Below are 18,412 nucleotides of genomic sequence, written 5' to 3' on the forward strand. Positions count from 1 at the left end.
CGCCGGGCGAAGCGGCTTGGCACGGGGAGCGGGATTCTATCGACGGGGACGTCCAGCGGCTTCGATGCGAGCGGGCAAGCCGCGGGCCGGGAAGGGCCGCTGACTACAATCCCGGCCATTCGCGCCATGCCCAAGCAAGTGCCCGCCGACGGGCCGCCACCCACCGCCGAAACACCGCAGGACGCGCCTTCGAACTACGAGGCGGCGCTGGGCGAACTCGAACGGCTGGTCGCGTCGATGGAAGCCGGCGCGCTGCCGCTCGACGACCTCCTCGCCAGCTACCGCCGCGGCGCCTACCTGCTCGACTACTGTCGCGAGAAGCTCGAGGCCGTCGAGCAGCAGGTGCAGGTGCTCGAAGCCGGCCAGTGGCGCAGCTTCAACCCCAACGCCGCATGAAGCGCGACGCCTTCGAGAGCTGGAGCCGCGAGAGCCTGGCGGCCGTCGAACAGGCGCTCGGGCGCTGGGTGCCGGCGGACGCGCCGGCGGGCCTGGGCGAGGCGATGCGCTACGGCGTGCTCGACGGCGGCAAGCGGCTGCGCCCGCTGCTCGTGCTGGCGGCGGCCGAGGCGAGCGAGGCGGCCGATCAAGAGGCCGCTCTGCGTGCCGCGTGCTCGGTCGAACTGATCCACGCCTACTCGCTGATCCACGACGACATGCCGTGCATGGACGACGACGTGCTCCGTCGCGGCAAGCCGACGGTGCACGTGCGCTACGGCGAAGCGATGGCGATGCTCGCCGGCGACGCGATGCAGGCACTCGCCTTCGAAGTGCTGACGCCGCCCGGCGATGCGGTCGCGCCGGGCCTGCAGGCCCGGCTGTGCGCCTTGCTCGCGCGCGCCGCCGGTGGCGACGGCATGGCCGGCGGCCAGGCGATCGACCTCGCGAGCGTCGGCCGCTCGCTCGACGAGCCGGCGCTGTCCGACATGCACCGCCGCAAGACCGGCGCGCTGCTGCAGGCCAGCGTGATGATGGGCGCGGCCTGCGGCACGACGGATGCCCGAGCCTGGGCCGCGCTGGCCGATTACGGCGCGGCGATCGGCCTGGCCTTCCAGGTCGTCGACGACATCCTCGACGCGACGCAGGCCTCCGGCACCCTCGGCAAGACCGCCGGCAAGGACGCCGACCACAACAAGCCGACCTACGTCACCGTGCTCGGCCTCGACGCGGCCCAGCGCCATGCCGAGGCGCTGCGCAACCAGGCGCAGGCGGCGCTGGCCGGAAGCGGCCTCGCGCATGCCGCGCGCTTGAGCGTGCTGGCCGACAAGGTGGTCGAGCGCGAGTCATGAGAGGGCACCGATGAAAACCTACCCGCTGCTGTCCAAGATCGACCAGCCCGCCGAGCTGCGCAAGCTCGAGCGCGCGCAGCTCAAGCAGCTGGCCGACGAGCTGCGCGACCACCTGCTGACCAGCGTCGCGCAGACCGGCGGCCACCTGAGCAGCAACCTCGGCACCGTCGAGCTGACGATCGCCTTGCACTACGTGTTCGACACGCCGCGCGACCGGCTGGTGTGGGACGTCGGGCACCAGACCTACCCGCACAAGATCCTCACCGGCCGGCGCGACCGCATGCTTTCCCTGCGCCAGCTCGGCGGCATCAGCGGCTTTCCGCGCCGCGACGAGAGCGAGTACGACACCTTCGGCACCGCGCACAGTTCGACATCGATCTCGGCCGCGCTGGGCATGGCGCTGGCCGCGCAGATCAAGGGCGAGGAGCGCCGCTCGGTCGCGATCATCGGCGACGGCGCGATGAGCGCCGGCATGGCCTTCGAGGCACTGAACAACGCGGGCGACTCGGCCGCCAACATGCTCGTCGTGCTCAACGACAACGACATGTCGATCTCGCCGCCGGTCGGCGCGCTCAACAAGTACCTCGCGCGGCTGATGAGCGGGCGCTTCTACAGCGCCGCGCGCGAGGGCGCGAAGAGCGTGCTGAAGAAGGCGCCGCCGCTGTTCGAGCTGGCCCGGCGGCTCGAGGAGCACGCGAAAGGCATGGTCGTGCCGGGCACGATCTTCGAGGAGTTCGGCTTCAACTACGTCGGCCCGATCGACGGCCACGACCTCGACGCGCTGGTGCCGACGCTGGAGAACCTGCGCGACCTGAAGGGCCCGCAGTTCCTGCACGTGGTCACCAAGAAGGGCTACGGCTACAAGCTCGCCGAGGCCGACCCGATCAACTACCACGGACCGACCCCCTTCGACCCCAAGGTCGGCATCGTCAAGAAGGCCCCGGGCAAGCCGAGCTTCACGCAGGTCTTCGGCCAGTGGCTGTGCGACATGGCCGCCGAGGACGAGCGGCTCGTGGGCATCACGCCGGCGATGCGCGAGGGCTCGGGCATGGTCGAGTTCGAGCAGCGCTTCCCCAAGCGCTACTTCGATGTCGGCATCGCCGAGCAGCATGCGGTGACCTTCGCCGGCGGCCTGGCGTGCGAAGGTCTGAAGCCGGTCGTCGCGATCTACTCGACCTTCCTGCAGCGTGGCTACGACCAGCTGGTCCACGACATCGCGATCCAGAAGCTGCCGGTGGTCTTCGCGCTCGATCGCGCCGGCCTGGTGGGTGCCGACGGCGCGACGCACGCCGGCGCCTACGACATCGCCTACATCCGCTGCATCCCGAACTGCAGCCTCATCGCGCCGGCCGACGAGAACGAATGCCGGCAGGCGCTGACCGCGGCGTTCCGCCAGGACCACCCGGTCGCGGTGCGCTACCCGCGCGGTGCCGGCGCCGGCGTCGCAATCGAGCCCGGGCTGGCTGCGCTGCCGTGGGGCCGCGGCGAGATCCGCCGCCATGCGCGGCCGAGCGGTCGCCGCATCGCGATCCTCGCCTTCGGCACGCTGCTGTACCCGGCGCTCGCGGCCGGCGAGAAGCTCGACGCGACGGTGGCCAACATGCGCTTCGTCAAGCCGCTCGACACCGAACTGCTGGTCGAACTCGCGCGCACCCACGAGGCGCTGGTGACGGTCGAGGAAGGCTGCGTCGCCGGCGGCGCCGGCAGCGCGGTGCTCGAAGCGCTGCAGAGCGCGGGCCTCGCCAACCCGGTGCTGATGCTCGGCCTGCCCGACGTCTTCATCGAACACGGCGACCCGGCGAAGCTGCTGGCGCAGCAGGGGCTCGACGCGGCCGGCATCGAGCAGAGCATCCTCAAGCGCTTCGGCGCGAAGCTGGAGCTGGTGCGCCCGGCGATCAACGGCTGAAGAAGCGCCGACGCGATGCGCATCGAACTCGACGATCCCGCCCGGCCCGACGTGCTCGCGCTGCTCGAGGAGCATCTGCGCGACATGCACGCGATCTCGCCGCCCGAGAGCGTGCACGCGCTGGACGTCGCGCGGCTCAAGGCCCCCGACATCAGCTTCTGGACCGTGCGCGACGGCGACGAACTGCTGGGCTGCGGCGCACTCAAGGAACTCGACCCCGGGCACGGCGAGCTCAAGTCGATGCGCACGCCGTCCACCGGCCGCAGGCGAGGCGCCGGCCGGGCGGTGCTCGCGCACATGCTCGGCGAAGCGCACAAGCGCGGCTACAGGCGCGTCAGCCTCGAGACCGGCCCGGTCGCCACCTTCCTCGCGGCCCACAAGCTCTACGAGAGCGTCGGCTTCCGCCCCTGCGGACCGTTCGGCGACTACCGGCCCGATCCGCACAGCGTGTTCATGACCCTGGAGCTGTAGCGCCCGGGCATCGAAGGCGCGAGCCGGGCGGCGCGTGCGACTTGAACCGCACGCATCGCTGCGATCAGACCTTTCGAACCCACGGCCTCGTTGCCGCTGTCATGCTCGCGACTGCCTTGCGCCCCGTCTGAACCGAGCATCCCGACGCTTGCCATGAACGACATGACCCACCCCGCCTCCTCATCGCTGCTCGCCGGGATGCACATTCCCGACACGCAAAGCGAGCGCGACGAGCGTCACCTGACGATCCAGCGCGTCGGCGTGAAGGCGCTGCGCTATCCGCTCGCGATCCGCGTCGCCGGCACCGCGGCGACGACGGTCGCGAGCTGGAGCCTCGACGTGGCGCTGCCGGCCGAGCAGAAGGGCACGCACATGTCGCGCTTCGTCGCATGGCTCGACGCGCTGGCCGCGGCCGGCGTGCCGCTCGATGCCGGCGCGCTGCGCGTCGAACTGGGCGCGATGCTCGACAAGCTGCATGCCGACGAAGGCCGCATCGAGGCGCGCTTTCCGTTCTTCATCCGCAAGCACGCGCCGGTCTCCGGCGTCGCGAGCCTGCTCGAGTACGAAGGCGCGTGGATCGCCGAGCGGCGTGCCGGCGTCATCACCATCTGGTGCGAGGCGGTGGTCCCGGTCAAGAGCCTGTGTCCCTGCTCGAAGGAGATCAGCGACTACGGCGCGCACAACCAGCGCTCGCACGTGACGATCCGCGCCGAGCTGCTGGAGCACGACGGCGCGGCCGTCGGCTTCGAGCACCTGGTGCAGCACGCCGAGGCCTCCGCCTCCAGCGAGATCTGGGGCCTGCTCAAGCGCAGCGACGAGAAGTGGATCACCGAGCGCGCCTACGAGAACCCGAAGTTCGTCGAGGACCTCGTGCGCGACGTGGCGCTGCGGCTGAACGCCGATGCGCGGCTGGGGCGCTACCGGGTCGAGGTCGAGAACTTCGAGTCGATCCACGCGCACAGCGCGTTCGCGGTGATCGAGCGCTGAGTTCGCCGCGGCGCCTTCGGTTCAGACGATCGCCCAGCCCCGTTCGGCCGCCACCTGCCTCAGGCGCGGCTCGGGCCGCACGGCCACCGGCTCGCTGACGGCCTCCAGCAGCGGCAGGTCCCCGGCCGAGTCGCTGTAGAAGAAGCTGCGTTCGAAGCTCGCGAGCGCGAGTCCTTCCAGCTGCAGCCAGCTTTGCAGCTTCGCCAGCTTCTGCGCACCGGCGCACGGCGGGCCGGCCAGCTCGCCGGTGAGCTGGCCGTGCGAATCGGCGAGCGCCTCGCTCGCGAGCGTCTCGCCGATGCCGAAGGCCTGCGCGTAGACCTCGGCGATGAAGCGCGTCGTTGCGGTCACGAGCACGCAGCGGTCGCCGGCGTCGAGGTGCCGCTTCACGAGCGCGCGCGCCGACGGCTCCAGGCTGGCCGGCACCGTCGCCGCGAATTCGGCGGTCCAGGCACGCAGGTCGGCGCGCGCGATTTCGGCCATCGGCGCGAGCAGCGCGCGCTGCACGGTGCGCACGTCGGCTTCGCTCCTGACGTAGCGCAGGCACACGTCGAGGTAGCGCGCGACGACCTCCGGCGTGGTGCGCTCGCGGTCGGCGAGGAAGCGCAGCCAGGCCATGCCGCTGTCGAAGGGGATCAGCGTGTGGTCGAGGTCGAAGAGCGCGAGGCGCATCGCGGCGAGTTTCACGCGAGCCGTGCGGGCAGCGCGCCGCGCAGGGCATTGCACACGACGATCGCTTCGGCACGCCGCAGCTCGTCGCGCGTCAGGCTGCGCTCGCGCGCGGCCCAGGCGGCGTCGGCGAGCAGCGTCGCGCGCGCGATGCCCGGCAGCGCGCCGTCGGCGAGCGGCGGGGTGAACCAGCGGCCGCCGAGCTTGACGAAGACGTTGCTGCGGCCACCTTCGACGAGCCGGCCGTCGCCCGTGAAGAACAGGCTGTCGAAGCAGCCCTGCGCCTCGGCCGCGCGCACGCCGGCGTCGTAGAGCGCGCGCAGCGTCGTCTTGTGGCCGGCGAGCGGCCGGGCGTCGGGCAGGGTCTCGTCGGCGATGCGCAGCTGCGGCGGGCCGTCGGGCAAGGGGTGCAGCGCCGCGGCCTGCAGCTCGAAGCGGCCGGCGCGCTCGAGGACGAGCTTCACGCGATGCGGTCCGCCCGCCGCAAGCCGATCCACCTCGGCCTGCAGCGCCTCGCGCAGCTCGATCTCGTCGAATCGAAAGCCGAGCTGCCGAGCGCTGATCGCGAGCCGCGCGAGGTGCCGGTCGAGGTCGCGCACGCCGCCGGCGCGCGTGGCGTGCATCGTCTCGAACAGCGCGAAGCCCGGGTCGAGCCCGGTGAGGAAACGCGCCTTCAGCTGGCACTCGGCGTACTCGTCGGCCGCCTCGCTGTCGAGCACGATGCCGGCGCCGATGCCGAGCCGGCCGGCGCGCAGCCCCTCGCGTTCCTTGCCCAGCGTCAGCGTGCGGATCGCGACCGAGAGGCAGAAGTCGGCGCAGGCCGCGCCGGCGGTCGGCGCATCGATCCAGCCGATGGCGCCGCAGTACGGCCCGCGCGGCGTCGATTCGAGCTCGGCGATGCGCTTCATCGTCTGATGCTTCGGCGCGCCGGTGATCGAGCCGCAGGGGAACAGTGCGCGCAGCACCGCGGGGAAGCCCAGGTCCGCGCGCATCGTGGCGTGCACCGTCGAGGTCATCTGGAACACGGTTGCGTGCGACTCGATGTCGAACAGCTGCGGCACCTTCACCGAGCCGACCTCGGCGATGCGCCCGAGGTCGTTGCGCAGCAGGTCCACGATCATCAGGTTCTCGGCACGGTTCTTGGTGTCGAGCTGCAGGTGGCGCGCGGTCTCGCTGTCGCCCTCGAAGACCGCCCGGCGCGGCGCCGTGCCCTTCATCGGCTTCGCGACCAGCGCGCCGTCCGCGTGGCGCACGAAGAGCTCGGGCGAGCACGACAGCACGTGCGTGTGGCCGGTGGCCATGGCCTCGTCGGCCGGCAAGGCGATGAACGCGCCAAAGGGCACCGGCTGGCGCGCGCGCAGCCGCCGGTACAGCGCGGTGGGCGTGCCGTGCGCCTGGAAGTCCAAGCGGTAGGTGTAGTTGACCTGGTAGGTCTCGCCGGCGCGGATCGCCTCGTGGATCGCGTCGATCGCCGCATGGAAGGCGGCCTCGTCGACGCTCGCGCGCACGTCGATCGCACCGGCGGCCTGCGGCTCGGCCGTCCCCTCCTGCCGCCCGAGCCAGTCGGCCACCTCGTCGGCCGCGAGCCGCTGCAGCGAGCGGAACAGCAGCACGCGAAGCGCCGCACGTTCGTCGCCGGCACGCCGGCCGGCGCCGACGAGCTTCGCGCCCCATTCGTAGTCGATCAGCAGCAGCGCGTGCAGGCCGTCGCGCTGGTCGGCCTCGACGGCGCGCCACAGCGCGTCGAGCTCGCGCGGGTCCTCGCAGCGGCGCGTGCGGGCGTGGTCGGTGTAGAGCCGGCTCGTCGGCTTCGCGGCGGTGGCGTGGCGGTCGTCGAGCAGCGCGAAGGCCGAGTGGCTGGGGACGGACTTCACCGCACGCGCTCAGACGCCCAGGCGCTCACCCACCGAGCAGCCGCCGCGGATCCGGCCTTGCCGGTCCGCCAGCGGCGCCCCCTCGAGGGGGAGCGGCGAAGCCGCAACGGGGGTGGGCGTCATGACCAGTCGTCCATGTCGTGCTTGATCTTGTGGCGGTTCGCGATCAGCTCGTCGATCGACGGCTCGTTGTTCATCGCGCGCTTGATCGCGAGCTTGGTCGCCTCGTAGTTCGTGCGGTACATGTCCTTCTTGTCCAGGTTCGGATCCTTCGCGCAGCGCGGGTCGATCCACACCAGGCTGACGATGCACAGCTCGTCGACCTTGTCCTTCGGGATCACGCCGTCGATCACGCTGTCGAGCACCGCGTCGGCGGTCGCGGCCTGCACGACGCCGCCGAACAGGTCAATGTTCGCGCTGTCCTTCAGCGTCACCTTGGGCACGGTGATGGTCGCGGGGCGGACCATCTGGTTGCACGCGCGGATCGCGAACATCGCGGTGTGGCCCTTGCTCTGCGCCATCATGTTCGCGAACGCTTGGCCGACCGGACCGTCGGTGCGCCCGATGAGGATCTCGGGCATCGCGTCGGTGAACTGGCCGTCGGCGGCGAGCACGGTGGCTTCGCCGGCATGGAAGGTGTGGTGGTGCTTGCTCATGGCTCGAAGGGGCGGGGCGGGTGACGAAGCGCGGCATTTTGCAAGCCGCGGCCGGCGGCGAACGGCAGCTCGCGACCGGTAACGGGCCGCCGGCGAGCCCGGCGACTCAGCTCGCCGGCGCGGCGAGTCGCTCGTCGAGCTCCATGACCTTGAAGGCGGCCGCATCGTCGCCGTTGCGCGCGGCGATGTCGTACCAGTAGCGCGCAAGCCGCAGGTCCCGCGACACGCCGTCGCCCGCTTCGTAGAGCGAGGCGATCAGGTACTGCGCGCCCACGTCACCGCCCTTCGCGGCCTCCCGGTACCACTCGGCGGCCGCCTCGATGTCCTTCACCGCGCCGCGGCCGAGGAAGTAGGCGGTGGCGATCGCCACCTGCGCATCGACGCTGCCGTTGCGGGCCGCCTCCAGGTACCAGCGGTTCGCCAGCGCCAGATCGCGCGCGCCGACCAGCCCGTTCTCGTGCAGCTGGCCCAGCCCGAACTGCGCCGAAACGAAGCCGCGCTCGGCCGCGCGCGTCATGTGGCGCAGCGCGTCCTTCGGCGTGGACTTCGGCAGCTCGCGCTTCAGGTGCATGACCGCGAGGTTGTAGTCGGCGGCGGGCACGCCGGCGCGGGCGAGTCGCTCGAAAGCGCGGCGCGCACGGTCGATGCGGCCGGCGTCGTGGTCGCGCACCGCTTGCTCAAGCGTGCTGCGCTGGCTGTCGGTGGGCTTGCTCGCCGCGCCGGCACCGGCGGGCAGCCAAGCCGTCATCAGCGACAAGGCCGACAGGACAAACAGACGCGCGCAGCGCTGGTTCATCGCGTACTCCCGTGAGGCGGCCGTGCGCTTCGTGCGGCCGCAGATCAGCCGGCGATCAGCAGCTCGCCCTTGCCGCCGGCCGCGAGGTCCCCGACGAAGCGCCGCGGCGCCGCGCGCTTCGCCAATGCCGCGAAAGGGCCGCCGTGTCGCGCGAGATCGCGCGCGAGCAACTGCCAGAACACGCCGATGTCGACCGTGTTGCCGACGAAGCACGGCGGCACCGTCGGCTGCGCCCCGGCGGCAAGCAGCGTGCCGCGGCGCATGCCGTAGCCAGGGTGGGCGCCGATGGCGCCGGCCACGGCGATCGTGCCGGCGACCATGCGCGAGGCGACGAAGTCGCCGGCGTCGCCGAAGACGATCGCGCTGCCGCGGCGCATGCGATCGCCGAAGCGCTCGCCGGCATGGCCGCGCACGATGAACGTGCCGCCGCGCATGCCGTCCATGCTGCCGGGCAGTGCGCTCGCGGCGAAGTCGCCGACGCTGCCGGCCACGTCGAGGCGGCCGCCCGACATCTCGCAGGCCGCGAGCACGCCGGCGTCGCCGTTCGCGACGATCGCGCCGGCGCTCATGCCGGCGCCGAGGTAGTCGCCGACCGGCCCGTCGATGCGCAGCGAGCCGGCCGCGAGCTGCCAGCCGATGCGATCGAACTTGCTCAGCTCGCCTTCGAGCCGCAGCTCGCCTTCTTCGGCGTGCGCTTCGATGGCGAACAGGTCGCCGAGCGCCACGCGCTCGTTGCCGTGCCACAGCGCGAGCTCGCCGACCGCCACCGCGTCGAGCCCGGCCAGCGCCGCCGGCGACAAGCCGCGCGCATCGACGCGCAGCGCCGGCGCCTGCTTCAACGAAAGCCGCCAAGCGCTCATGGCAACTCCCTGCGGCCGGCGGCCGCTCGCCACGCCACGTGCTTCGCGCCCGACGAGCGCTTGCCGCTCATGCCGCCGCTCCCGGCACCAGCTTGTGCAGGTGGTAGAGGAACGGCCCGAGCTTGCCGCCGTAGTTGCCGGCGCCGATGCGCCTGAGGCCGGAGTCGGCGCCAAGGTCGATCGCCGCCTTCAGGCCGGCGCGCATCGCCGCCGACACGTCGGCGTCGGTCAGGCCGTCGATCACGATCTCCATCACGCTTGCGATGTCGGGGCTCAGGTCGGAGTGCTTCGCGATCTCCCGCAGGCTCGGGCAGTAGGCGTCGTTGGTCGAGGCGCCAAGCGTCGGGTACTTGCTGCCGACCTTCGAGCCGGAGCGCACCACGCCGCCCGGGAACGGCATGATGACGTTGGGCACCTGCTTCATCGCCGCGACCGCGGCCTCGGCGGCGCGCAAGGCGGCCGCGGTGTCGGTCGCCAGCAGCAGCAGGTTGCCCCCGCCGACCGCCTTCGTCGTGACCCAGGTCGTCTCCTGCGCAACGAACTCGCCGTCCATCACCGGCACGCGCCAGTAGCGTTGGCCGCCGATCATCTTGCTCGTCTGCCAGCCGTCGCCGAAGAAGCGCAGGTTCTTGCCGAGCGCGATCGCATCGCCCTCGAACAGCCCGGCGTAGACCGCGGTGGTCGGACAGGTCAGCACGCATTGGCCGACGCGCTTTTCGACCTGCTTGGCGAGCTCGCGGCCACTCATCGAGAAGATCAGGATCGACACGCCGGGGCGCCCGTCGGGCGTCTCGTCGGGCGACAGCTCGCGCTCGATGCCCGCCTCGCAGCCGCAGGCGATCACGGAGGTCGCGAAGCCGGTCGTCGCGACGGCGGCATGGCGCGCCCAGGTGGCGTCGTGCGCGGTGACGACGAGCCGCGTGCCCTTCATCGGAAAGGCTTCGGCGAAGCTGTCGTCGATGGTGATGCCGTTGAGTTGCATCGCTCAGTTCACCCGCGTCTCGAAGCACGCCGCCGGCAGCAAGCGCCCGCCATTGCAGCAGCGGCAAAGCTCGTCGTGGCCGATCACGAGGTTGCGCGGCGCCACCGACAGGTGCCGGTCCGCGTACGTCGCGACCAGCTTCTCGATGCCGCGGTCGAACACCGGCTCGACGTAGTGCGTGCCGCCGGTCGGGGTCGCGGTGATGCGGCCGGCGCGCGCGACGCGCACGCCGTCCTTGAAGACGTGCTCGGGCGCGGTGAACATCGCCTCGCGGTCCGCATCCTCGCGGTAGACCGCGATGTCGGCCGCCGCACCGGTGCCGAGGTGGCCGCGGTCCTTCAGGCCGAGCAGCTTCGCCGGGCCGGCGCGCGTCATGACCGCGATCTCGTTCAGGCTCAGCTCGCGCGTGATCGAGCCGAGCGAGCTCATCGCGACCGCATCGGCGTTGAGCCTGCTCATCTGCTCGTCGCGGAAGCTCTTGTCCATCAGCAGCCGGATCAGGTGCGGGTAGCTGGTGAAGGGCGCGCCGTTGGGATGGTCGGTGGTCAGCACCACCCGCCAGGGGTCGTCGATCAGCAGGAAGATCTCGAGCCCGATCAGCCACTGCAGCGCGTTGACGAAGCTCGTGTCGCGGTACTTGAACGGCACGACGCCGCAGCCGGCCTCGCATTCGATGTCGGCGCCGACCCATTTGCGCGGGTGGCCCACGCCGGCGTTCGCGTGCTGGCGCATCGTGTCGCCGCTGGCGGTGACGGTCTGGCCGAACATGATCTGGCCGACGTCGAGGCTGACGTTCGGATTCGCGTTGACCACCTCGCAGAGACGGCGCGCGGCCGACGAGAATTTCTTCGGGCCTTCGGTCCCGTAGGCGTGGAACTGGATGTGCGTCAGGTGAGCCGGCAGGCCTTCCAGCGCCTCGATCGTCGCCAGCGTCGATTCGATGTTGCCCGGCACGCCCAGATTGCTTGCGTGGATGTGCAGCGGATGGGGCACGCCGAGTTCGTGCAGCGCGCGCGCGAGCGTGTGCACGATCGTGCGCGGCGTCACGCGCCAGTGCGCGTGCTGCTCGTCGACATCGAGCCGGCGCTGGTTGAACTTGAAAGCCGAGATGCCGCCCGGGTTGACCACCTTCACGCCGAGCGCCTTCGCGGCGTGCATCGTCCAGCCGACGTAGTCGCGGATCGTCTCGAAGTCGCGGCCTTCGGCGAGCAGCTGCAGGAACAGCTCGTCACTGCCGAGCATCACGTAGGCCCCGTGGTCGAGGATGGGGATGTCGCCCATCTCCATGTGCGTGTGCCGCGCGTTGATCGCGAGCATCGCCGGCTCGAAGGCCGCGGTGTAGCCCATCTCGGCGTAGCGGTAGCCGGTGGCGAGCGTGCCCGGTGCACAGCAGCCGCTCGACGCCAGTTCGAGCGGGTTGGTCGGCAGCGGCTGCGGTTCGCGGTTCAAGCGATGGTCCTCGGGCAGCAGCAGCCGCGCCAGGTTCATCTTGCCGCCGCCGATGTGCGTGTGCATGTCGATGCCGCCGGCCATCACGACGCAACCGGTCGCGTCAATGTCCTCGGCAGCCTGCTCCTGCGGGTGCAGCTCGGCGATGCGGCCGTCGTGGATGCCGACATCGCGCACCGCGTCGATGCCCTGGGCCGGATCGACGACGCGGCCGCCGCGGATGCGCAGCGTGCCGCTCATCGCGCACCGCCCTTGAGCGACTGCACGCGCGCCGCGAGCCGCTTCAGCACCTCGGCGGCGCCCGGCAGCTTGCGATCACGCGCCGGCAGGGCGACCGGCGCCAGCGGCAGCGTCACGCTGCCGTCGACGCGGAACAGGTCGCCGCTGTCGTCGAGGCCCGGCGTCGCGACGGGGATGAACACCGCCTCGGCCGGCGGCCGCATCTGCGCATGGCCGATGACGACGAGCGGCAGGCCGTTCGGCACCGGCGGCAGCTCGTACTCGTTGCCGAAGCTCGCGATCCACAGCAGCGCATCGGCGTCGCCCGCCGCCAGCATCGCCTTCGCGTCGAAGCGCAGCGGCTCGTGCTCGAGCCCCAACGGCCCGGCGCGGCTGCGCAGCGGCAGGCCCGAGAGCCAGGTCACCGTCTGCTGCGACGACAGCGGCGCGCCGCTGCCAAGCGCGAGCACCGCGGCGCGCGTCGTGCGGTTCAGCTCGGCGACGATGGCGTTCGCCGCCTCGACGATCAGGCTGCCGTGCGCCGGCAGCCCGGCGCTGTTCCAGGTGAGCACGACGTAGCGCGCGGCACGCAGCCGCCCGGCGAGCGCGACCAGCTCGGCGCCCGCCTCGATGCGCCGCCCCGCGACGCAGGCCGCGAGCCGCGAGACCGCATCGAAGGCGTCGCCGTCGCTGGCGATCGCGCTCACGCGCGTGTTCGGCACGCCGGCCAGTGCCGGATCGGCTGCAGCGCCGAGGAAAACGATCTCGCGCGACGCGACCAGCGCCTCGCCGAAGCCGAGCCGGCGCCAGATCTCCGGATGCGCGTCGCGCGGCGTGGGCCCGAGGCAGACGACGAGATCGGCGCGGTTGCGCACCTCGGCGAAGGTGGCGGTGAACTGGCCGCGGTCCTGCAGCGCGCGCAGGCCGTGCAGCATGGACGTGCCGCCGTCGAGCACCGCACCGCTCGCGCAGGCGAGCGGGTAGAGCGCGCGCGCGCCGGCGACGTCGAGGCCGAGGCCGCCGACCACCGGCTGACGCGCGGCGGCGAGCTTCTGCGCTGCGGCTTCGATCGCGGCGTCCAGGCTCGTCGCCTCGTCGCCGATGCGGCAGGCCGCAACGCTTGGCGCGCTGAACCGCGCGAGCGCGGACTGTGCGATCGGGCAGTCGCTGCCGAGCAGGCGCATCGGCGCGCCGGTCGCCGCGTCGGCCGGCGCGAGCGCGAAGCCGTCGCACAGCAGCGTGCAGAAGGGGCAGGTCCAGGGCGACGCGCCGACGGCGGAAACGGAAGCGGTCGAGAGAGCCGCCGGTGCGGCCACGGAAGCACTCGAAGTCATCGAAGGCAGTGTGCTGCAAAGCCCGCGCCCGCGTACTCCGGGGAACTCCGCCGCCCGCGGCGCACTGCTCACCCGGCAGTGTGCGAGCGCTGAGCAGCGCGCGACACACTGTGGCCCGCGCCGCCGGCCGCGCCACAGTCTGTCGCGCCGTTCGCCGCCGAGCCGCGCGGGGCGATCCGGCCGGCATGCAGCGCCGACGCGACCAGCCAGGCCTGCGCGCCGGAGGCCGCGGCGCGCACCAGATCGCCCTCGTCGCGGATGCCGCCGGAGCCGATCCAGCCCGCGTGCGGCGCGCGCGAACGCAAGGCGGCCATGTGCGCCAGGTCAGGCCCGCGCGCCGAGCCGACGCGCCCCAGCTCCATCGCGATCAGCCGTGTGGGCCAGTGCTCGGCGGCCGACCACAGGCCGCCGCGATCGAGCGGCACGCCGTCGCGGCTATCGAGCGACAGCAGCGCCGCGGGCCACGCCGCGATCGCCTCCTGGAGCGCCGCGAGGCTTTCGAGGCTTTCGCTCGCGAGCACCGGCTGCACCCGCTCGGCCGGCGCGCCCAGGGCCTGCATGCAGCGATCGATGTCCGCTGCCTGCCTGAAGCCGGCGTCCAGCCACAGCGTCAGTCGCGGCAAGGCCTCGAGGAGCGCGGCGATCGCCGTGAGCTGCACCGCGCCGCCCTGGAGTGCATCGAGGTCGGCGAGGTAGAGCGTGCCGGTGGCACAGTGCTCGCAGAGCCGCGCGGCCACCGCCTGTGGGTGCGTGCTGCAAACGATTGCCGATTCGACCGGCCGGTAGCGCGCACGCTCCCCGCCGGTGGCATGGACGACCCGGCCTGCCTTCAGGTCGATCACGGGAACGATCAACATCGGCGACGCATGCGAGTTTTCGTCTACGAGTATTGCAGCGGGGGCGGCGCGAACGCCGGCGCGGCGTGCGCGGCGGAGCTGCTCGACGCCGGCCGCGCGATGCGCGACGCGCTGGTCGCCGACCTGGCCGACGTCCCCGGCCTCGCGCTCACCGCAGCCTGTCGCGACGAAGCCGAGGCGGGCCTGCTGCGCAGCCGCTGCGCAGGCGCGGTGCGCTGGGTCTGGCCGCGCCCCGGCGAGGACGCGGCCGGCTTCGTCCATCGCCATGCCGCGCGGCACGCGCAGGCCTGGATCGTCGCGCCGGAAACCGACGGCGTGCTGATGCGGCTGGCGGCCGCGGTCGAGGCGCCGCGCTGGATCGGCTGCACGCGCGACGCGCTGCACCTGGCCTCGCGCAAGCGCGCGACGATCGCGCGGCTCGCGGCGCACGGCCTGGTCACGCCGCTGGCCTTCGACGGCGAGGCCCGGCGCTGGGTGGTGAAGCCCGACGACGGCGCCGGCTGCGTCGCGACCGTGGTGCACCTCGGTCATGCGGCCGCGCGCGCCGACCTGCACGAGCGCCGCGCGCGCGGCGAGTCGGCGACGCTCGAGCCCTGGATCGACGGGCAGGCGATCAGCATCTCGCTGCTGTGCGGGCCGGGCGGGGCGGAGCTGCTCGGCATCCATCACCAGTCGATCGCGGTGCTGCCCGAGGCCGAGGGCCGCGTGCGGCTGCGCGACGACGGCGTCGCGATCGATCGCGAGCCGCGCGTCGGCGAGCGGGCCGAGGCGCTGCGCCGCGTCGGCCGCGCGGTCGGCGCCGCGGTGCCGGGGCTGCGCGGCTTCGTCGGCATCGACCTCGTGTGGCACGCGGCGCGCGGGCCGGCGGTCATCGAAGTGAATCCGCGGCTGACCTGCGCCTTCGTCGGCCTCTCGGCCGCGCTCGGCCGGCCGCTGGCGCGCGAGATCCTGCAGGCGCAGCTCGCGCAGCAGGCCGCGCTCGCGGCGGCGCGCCCGGCGCCGCGGCAGGAGGCGCTGCTTGCCGCGTCGTGACGAGCCGCTCGTCGCCGGCTGGGACATCGGCGGTGCGCACGTCAAGCTGAGCCTCGTCGCGCCGCGCGGCGGCTCGGCGCACGAGTGCGTGCCGATCGCCGCCGAGCAGTGGCCCTGCCCGTTGTGGCAGGGGCTCGACCGGCTCGACGCGGTGCTCGCCGAGGCCCGTGCGCTGTGGCCCGAGCTCGACGGTGCGCGCCACGCGGTCACGATGACCGGCGAGATGGTCGATCTGTTCGAGCACCGCGAGGCCGGCGTGCTGGTGCTCGCCGAGGTGCTGAGCGCCGCGCTCGGCGACGGGCTTGCGTTCTGGGCCGGCGAGGGCGGCTGGTGCGGGGCGGGCGCGCTGCGCGCGTGCTGGCCGCAGGTGGCCTCGGCGAACTGGGCGGCGACCGCCAGCCTCGCCGCGCGCCGGCTCGAAGGCCGCGAAGCGCTGCTCGTGGACATCGGCAGCACCACCACCGACCTCGTCGCGCTGCGCGACGGCGCGCCTTGCAGCGCGAGCCGCAGCGACGCCGACCGGCTCGCCAGCGGCGAGCTGCTCTACCAGGGCGTGGTGCGCACGCCGCTGTGCGCGCTGGCGCCGCGCATCGAGCACCGCGGCCGCGCGCTCAACGTGATGAACGAGTGCTTCGCGACGACGGCCGACGTGCATCGCCTGCTCGGCCAGCTCGACACCGCGCACGACCAGCAGCCCACCGCCGACGGCGGCCCGAAGGATCTCGCGGCCACGCGCCGACGGCTCGCGCGGATGATCGGCCTCGACGCGCGCGACGCCGTGGACGACGACTGGCACGCGCTGGCCGCCTGCTGGCGCGAGGCGCAGCTCGGCGCGCTGCGCGAGAACGCCGAACGGGTCGTGCAGGCCGCGGCGCTCGCGGCCGACGCGCCGGTCGTCGCGGCCGGCTGCGGCGACTTCCTCGCCTTCGAGCTCGCGCGCCGGCTGGGTCGGCCCTGCATGCGCTTCGACGCGCTGGTGCTTGGCGACGCGGCAGCGCCGCCCGGCGCAGCGGGCGACGAGCGCCGCCGCGCGATCCAGCTTGCGGCGCCGGCCGTCGCCGTCGCGCTGCTGTTCGCCTCGATGCACCCGGCGGCGCGGGACGAAAGCGAAGCCGCGAACGACGCCGACGGCAAGCCGCACCGACGATGTGGGTCGTGAAGCTCGGCGGCAGCCTGGGCCGCGACCCGCTGCTGCGCCGCTGGCTCGAGCTGCTGGCCGAAGACGGCGGCGGCCGGGTGGTCGTCGTGCCCGGCGGCGGCGTCTTCGCCGATCAGGCGCGCGACGTGCAGGCCTGGTGGTCGCTCGACGACGTGGCCGCGCACAACATCGCGGTGCTCGGCATGGCGCAGACCGCCTCGCTGATGAAGGGCCTGTGCCCGGCGCTCGAGCTCGCGCGCGACGAAGCCGCGCTGCGCGCGGCGCTGCAGCGCGGCCGTACCGCGCTGTGGTGGCCGACCGAGCTGCTGCGCGAGCACGCCGACGAGCTGACCGACTGGAGCGTCACCTCCGACAGCCTCGCGCTGTGGCTCGCGCAGCGGCTGCGGGCCGAGCGGTTGCTCATCGTCAAGTCCTGCGCGATCGATGCAGGCGCGTCGCTCGAACAGCTGGGTCAGGCCGGCGTGCTCGACGCCGCGTTCGCACGGCGCGCCGGGACCGGCACGCCGACGATCGAGGTGCTGCACAAGGAGCAGCTCGATCGCGTCAGGCAGGGCTTGCGGCGCTGAACCGCGCGCCGGCGGGCAGCGCCGCCTTCAAGGCCGCGACGCGCCGCGGATCGAGCGCGTGCGCGCGATCGCCGTCGCACACCGCGCCGCGGAAGCCGGCGAAGTCGGCGCCCAGGCGCCGCAGCACCGGCAGGTCGGCCGTGCGCAGCGAGCCGGCCAGGCCGCAGAGCTTGCCGCTCGACCGCACCGCCTCGACGAAGCCGCGCAGCTCGGCCTCGGATCGCCGCTCGATCAGGCTGCCGCCGCGCTTGTCGAAGGTGTCGAGCATCAGCGCGGCGAAGGGGCCGGCGCAGGCGCGCGCGAGCAGCGCGGGCGCGACGCCGTCGTCGGCGATCAGCACCGGCACGATCGTCGCCGTGCCCCAGCGGCCGGCGGCCAGCGCGTCGATCAGCGGCGCGCCATCGGCGGCGATGCCGACCTTCACGTCGTCGACCCCGCAGGCGGCCATGCGCCGCACGCGCGCGAGCGTCGCGGCCACATTCGCGGCCGTGGGCGGCAGCGGATCGCCGACCGTCGCGCTGAGGCGCCGGCCCGGGGCATGCTCGCGCAGCCGCGCGGCGATGCGCTCGACCGCGTCGAAGCCCAGCGCACCGAGCGCGCCGGCGCGCGGCTCCTTCATGTCGATCAGGTCGGCGCCGGCCTCGGCGGCGCTCAGCGCCTCGTGCTCGTCGCGCACGCTGACCAGCAACTGCGTCACCGCGCCGCCTCGCGCTGGGCGCGCTGGCGCGCGACGGCTTCGTTGAGCCAGCCCCACGCTTCGTGATCGGCGGCGCTCGCGGTCTTGTCGATCGCGATCTGCAGGTAGCGCAGCTCGGCGTCGATCTTGTCGGCGCTCAGCATCTGCAGCCGGCTCACCAGCACCGCGGCTTCGAGCACCGCGGCCTGGGCGCGGTTGAAGCCGGGGAAGGGCGCGTGCGTCGCGTCGTGCACGCGGTCGAGCCGCAGCGTCGGGCGCTCGGCGTCGTCGTCGTCGGCGGCCAGGCGCAGCTCGCTGTGCGCGAGCGCCAGCGGCCCGCCCAGGCGCAGCCCGGGCACGAAGCGGGTCGCGACGAGTTCGAGCGCTTCGTCGGGCCAGCGCTTCTCGCCCAGCCAGCGCGCGCACACCGCGCTGGCGAAGACGCGCGTGTCGGTCGTGAGGTTCAGCACCGCGTGGCCGCGCGCGCGGATGTGCTCGAGCGTGGCGCTCGGCTTGAACGGCTTGAGCACGACCTGCCGCCCGTCGTAGCGCACGCCGAAGGGCGCGACGTGCACGGCGCCGTCGGCGTCGAGCGTCGTGATCACCGCTTCGAAGATCACCTCGTTCGCCATC

Annotated in this window: 19 protein-coding genes; 8 read left to right on the forward strand and 11 right to left on the reverse strand. The window is 73.0% G+C overall.

Annotated elements, in window-relative coordinates; all coding sequences use genetic code 11:
• Positions 1 to 126: 126 nt before the first annotated feature.
• The 5 genes from VFR90_RS11730 to folE2 all read left to right on the forward strand — a co-directional run bounded on the left by VFR90_RS11730 (position 127) and on the right by folE2 (position 4,650).
• Positions 127 to 396 carry an exodeoxyribonuclease VII small subunit gene (locus tag VFR90_RS11730; RefSeq protein ID WP_326406317.1) on the forward strand — a complete coding sequence of 90 codons (270 nt, stop codon included), beginning with the start codon at positions 127 to 129 and terminating at the stop codon, positions 394 to 396.
• Positions 393 to 1,286 (forward strand): polyprenyl synthetase family protein, encoded by an 894-nt coding sequence (locus VFR90_RS11735; protein WP_326406318.1) that lies wholly within the window; start codon positions 393 to 395, stop codon positions 1,284 to 1,286. The genes VFR90_RS11730 and VFR90_RS11735 overlap by 4 nt, the downstream gene beginning before the upstream one ends.
• A 10-nt stretch (positions 1,287 to 1,296) precedes the next feature.
• Positions 1,297 to 3,192 carry a 1-deoxy-D-xylulose-5-phosphate synthase gene (dxs, locus tag VFR90_RS11740; protein ID WP_326406319.1) on the forward strand — a complete coding sequence of 632 codons (1,896 nt, stop codon included), beginning with the start codon at positions 1,297 to 1,299 and terminating at the stop codon, positions 3,190 to 3,192.
• Positions 3,193 to 3,207: 15 nt separating this feature from the next.
• The gene (locus tag VFR90_RS11745; protein ID WP_326406320.1) at positions 3,208 to 3,663 is read left to right on the forward strand and encodes a GNAT family N-acetyltransferase; all 456 of its coding nucleotides are present in this window, start codon (positions 3,208 to 3,210) and stop codon (positions 3,661 to 3,663) included.
• 153 nt (positions 3,664 to 3,816) lie between these two features.
• Positions 3,817 to 4,650, forward strand: a complete 834-nt coding sequence (gene folE2, locus VFR90_RS11750; RefSeq protein ID WP_326406321.1) for a GTP cyclohydrolase FolE2 — start codon at positions 3,817 to 3,819, stop codon at positions 4,648 to 4,650.
• Positions 4,651 to 4,671: 21 nt separating this feature from the next.
• Here folE2 and VFR90_RS11755 read toward each other — a convergent pair whose 3' ends face one another.
• The 9 genes from VFR90_RS11755 to VFR90_RS11795 form a co-directional block, all read right to left on the reverse strand.
• A complete protein-coding gene (locus tag VFR90_RS11755) occupies positions 4,672 to 5,322 on the reverse strand; it encodes an HAD family hydrolase (RefSeq protein ID WP_326406322.1) in 651 nt (216 codons plus the stop codon).
• An 11-nt stretch (positions 5,323 to 5,333) separates the two neighbouring features.
• Positions 5,334 to 7,193 (reverse strand): aminodeoxychorismate synthase component I, encoded by a 1,860-nt coding sequence (gene pabB, locus VFR90_RS11760; RefSeq protein WP_326406323.1) that lies wholly within the window; start codon positions 7,191 to 7,193, stop codon positions 5,334 to 5,336.
• 119 nt (positions 7,194 to 7,312) lie between these two features.
• Positions 7,313 to 7,849: a formaldehyde-activating enzyme gene (fae, locus tag VFR90_RS11765; protein ID WP_326406324.1), complete on the reverse strand. Its 537-nt coding sequence runs from the start codon at positions 7,847 to 7,849 to the stop codon at positions 7,313 to 7,315.
• Positions 7,850 to 7,955: 106 nt separating this feature from the next.
• The gene (locus tag VFR90_RS11770) at positions 7,956 to 8,645 is read right to left on the reverse strand and encodes a tetratricopeptide repeat protein (RefSeq protein ID WP_326406325.1); all 690 of its coding nucleotides are present in this window, start codon (positions 8,643 to 8,645) and stop codon (positions 7,956 to 7,958) included.
• Between the two features lie 44 nt (positions 8,646 to 8,689).
• Positions 8,690 to 9,505, reverse strand: coding sequence for a formylmethanofuran dehydrogenase subunit C (locus tag VFR90_RS11775; RefSeq protein WP_326406326.1), 816 nt, complete (start codon positions 9,503 to 9,505; stop codon positions 8,690 to 8,692).
• Between the two features lie 67 nt (positions 9,506 to 9,572).
• Positions 9,573 to 10,487, reverse strand: coding sequence for a formylmethanofuran--tetrahydromethanopterin N-formyltransferase (fhcD, locus tag VFR90_RS11780; protein WP_326406327.1), 915 nt, complete (start codon positions 10,485 to 10,487; stop codon positions 9,573 to 9,575).
• 3 nt (positions 10,488 to 10,490) lie between these two features.
• Positions 10,491 to 12,176, reverse strand: a complete 1,686-nt coding sequence (locus tag VFR90_RS11785; RefSeq protein ID WP_326406328.1) for a formylmethanofuran dehydrogenase subunit A — start codon at positions 12,174 to 12,176, stop codon at positions 10,491 to 10,493.
• On the reverse strand, positions 12,173 to 13,471 hold the full coding sequence (locus tag VFR90_RS11790; RefSeq protein WP_326406329.1) for a molybdopterin-binding domain-containing protein: 1,299 nt from the start codon (positions 13,469 to 13,471) through the stop codon (positions 12,173 to 12,175). Before VFR90_RS11790 ends, VFR90_RS11785 begins: the two co-directional genes overlap by 4 nt.
• A gap of 86 nt (positions 13,472 to 13,557) precedes the next feature.
• On the reverse strand, positions 13,558 to 14,346 hold the full coding sequence (locus tag VFR90_RS11795) for a HisA/HisF-related TIM barrel protein (protein WP_326406330.1): 789 nt from the start codon (positions 14,344 to 14,346) through the stop codon (positions 13,558 to 13,560).
• Between the two features lie 9 nt (positions 14,347 to 14,355).
• On the opposite strand from VFR90_RS11795, the gene VFR90_RS11800 reads away from it, so the two are divergent.
• From VFR90_RS11800 to VFR90_RS11810, 3 genes are read left to right on the forward strand one after another with little or no spacing between them, the layout of a single operon-like run.
• Positions 14,356 to 15,378 (forward strand): ATP-grasp domain-containing protein, encoded by a 1,023-nt coding sequence (locus tag VFR90_RS11800; protein ID WP_326406331.1) that lies wholly within the window; start codon positions 14,356 to 14,358, stop codon positions 15,376 to 15,378.
• Positions 15,365 to 16,537 carry a hydantoinase/oxoprolinase family protein gene (locus VFR90_RS11805; protein WP_326406332.1) on the forward strand — a complete coding sequence of 391 codons (1,173 nt, stop codon included), beginning with the start codon at positions 15,365 to 15,367 and terminating at the stop codon, positions 16,535 to 16,537. The genes VFR90_RS11800 and VFR90_RS11805 overlap by 14 nt, the downstream gene beginning before the upstream one ends.
• On the forward strand, positions 16,525 to 17,103 hold the full coding sequence (locus VFR90_RS11810; protein ID WP_326406333.1) for an amino acid kinase family protein: 579 nt from the start codon (positions 16,525 to 16,527) through the stop codon (positions 17,101 to 17,103). Before VFR90_RS11805 ends, VFR90_RS11810 begins: the two co-directional genes overlap by 13 nt.
• On the opposite strand, the gene VFR90_RS11815 is transcribed toward VFR90_RS11810, so the two are convergent.
• Together VFR90_RS11815 and VFR90_RS11820 are read right to left on the reverse strand one after the other, a co-directional pair.
• Positions 17,081 to 17,800, reverse strand: a complete 720-nt coding sequence (locus tag VFR90_RS11815; RefSeq protein ID WP_326406334.1) for a (5-formylfuran-3-yl)methyl phosphate synthase — start codon at positions 17,798 to 17,800, stop codon at positions 17,081 to 17,083. The two genes, VFR90_RS11810 and VFR90_RS11815, sit on opposite strands and share 23 nt — an antisense overlap.
• Complete coding sequence (locus tag VFR90_RS11820; protein ID WP_326406335.1) at positions 17,797 to 18,411, reverse strand: DUF447 domain-containing protein; 615 nt, start codon at positions 18,409 to 18,411, stop codon at positions 17,797 to 17,799. The genes VFR90_RS11815 and VFR90_RS11820 overlap by 4 nt, the downstream gene beginning before the upstream one ends.
• Position 18,412: the final 1 nt, after the last annotated feature.

This window comes from Methylibium sp. (genome assembly GCF_035762065.1).
In the GTDB taxonomy this organism is placed as follows: domain Bacteria; phylum Pseudomonadota; class Gammaproteobacteria; order Burkholderiales; family Burkholderiaceae_C; genus Methylibium.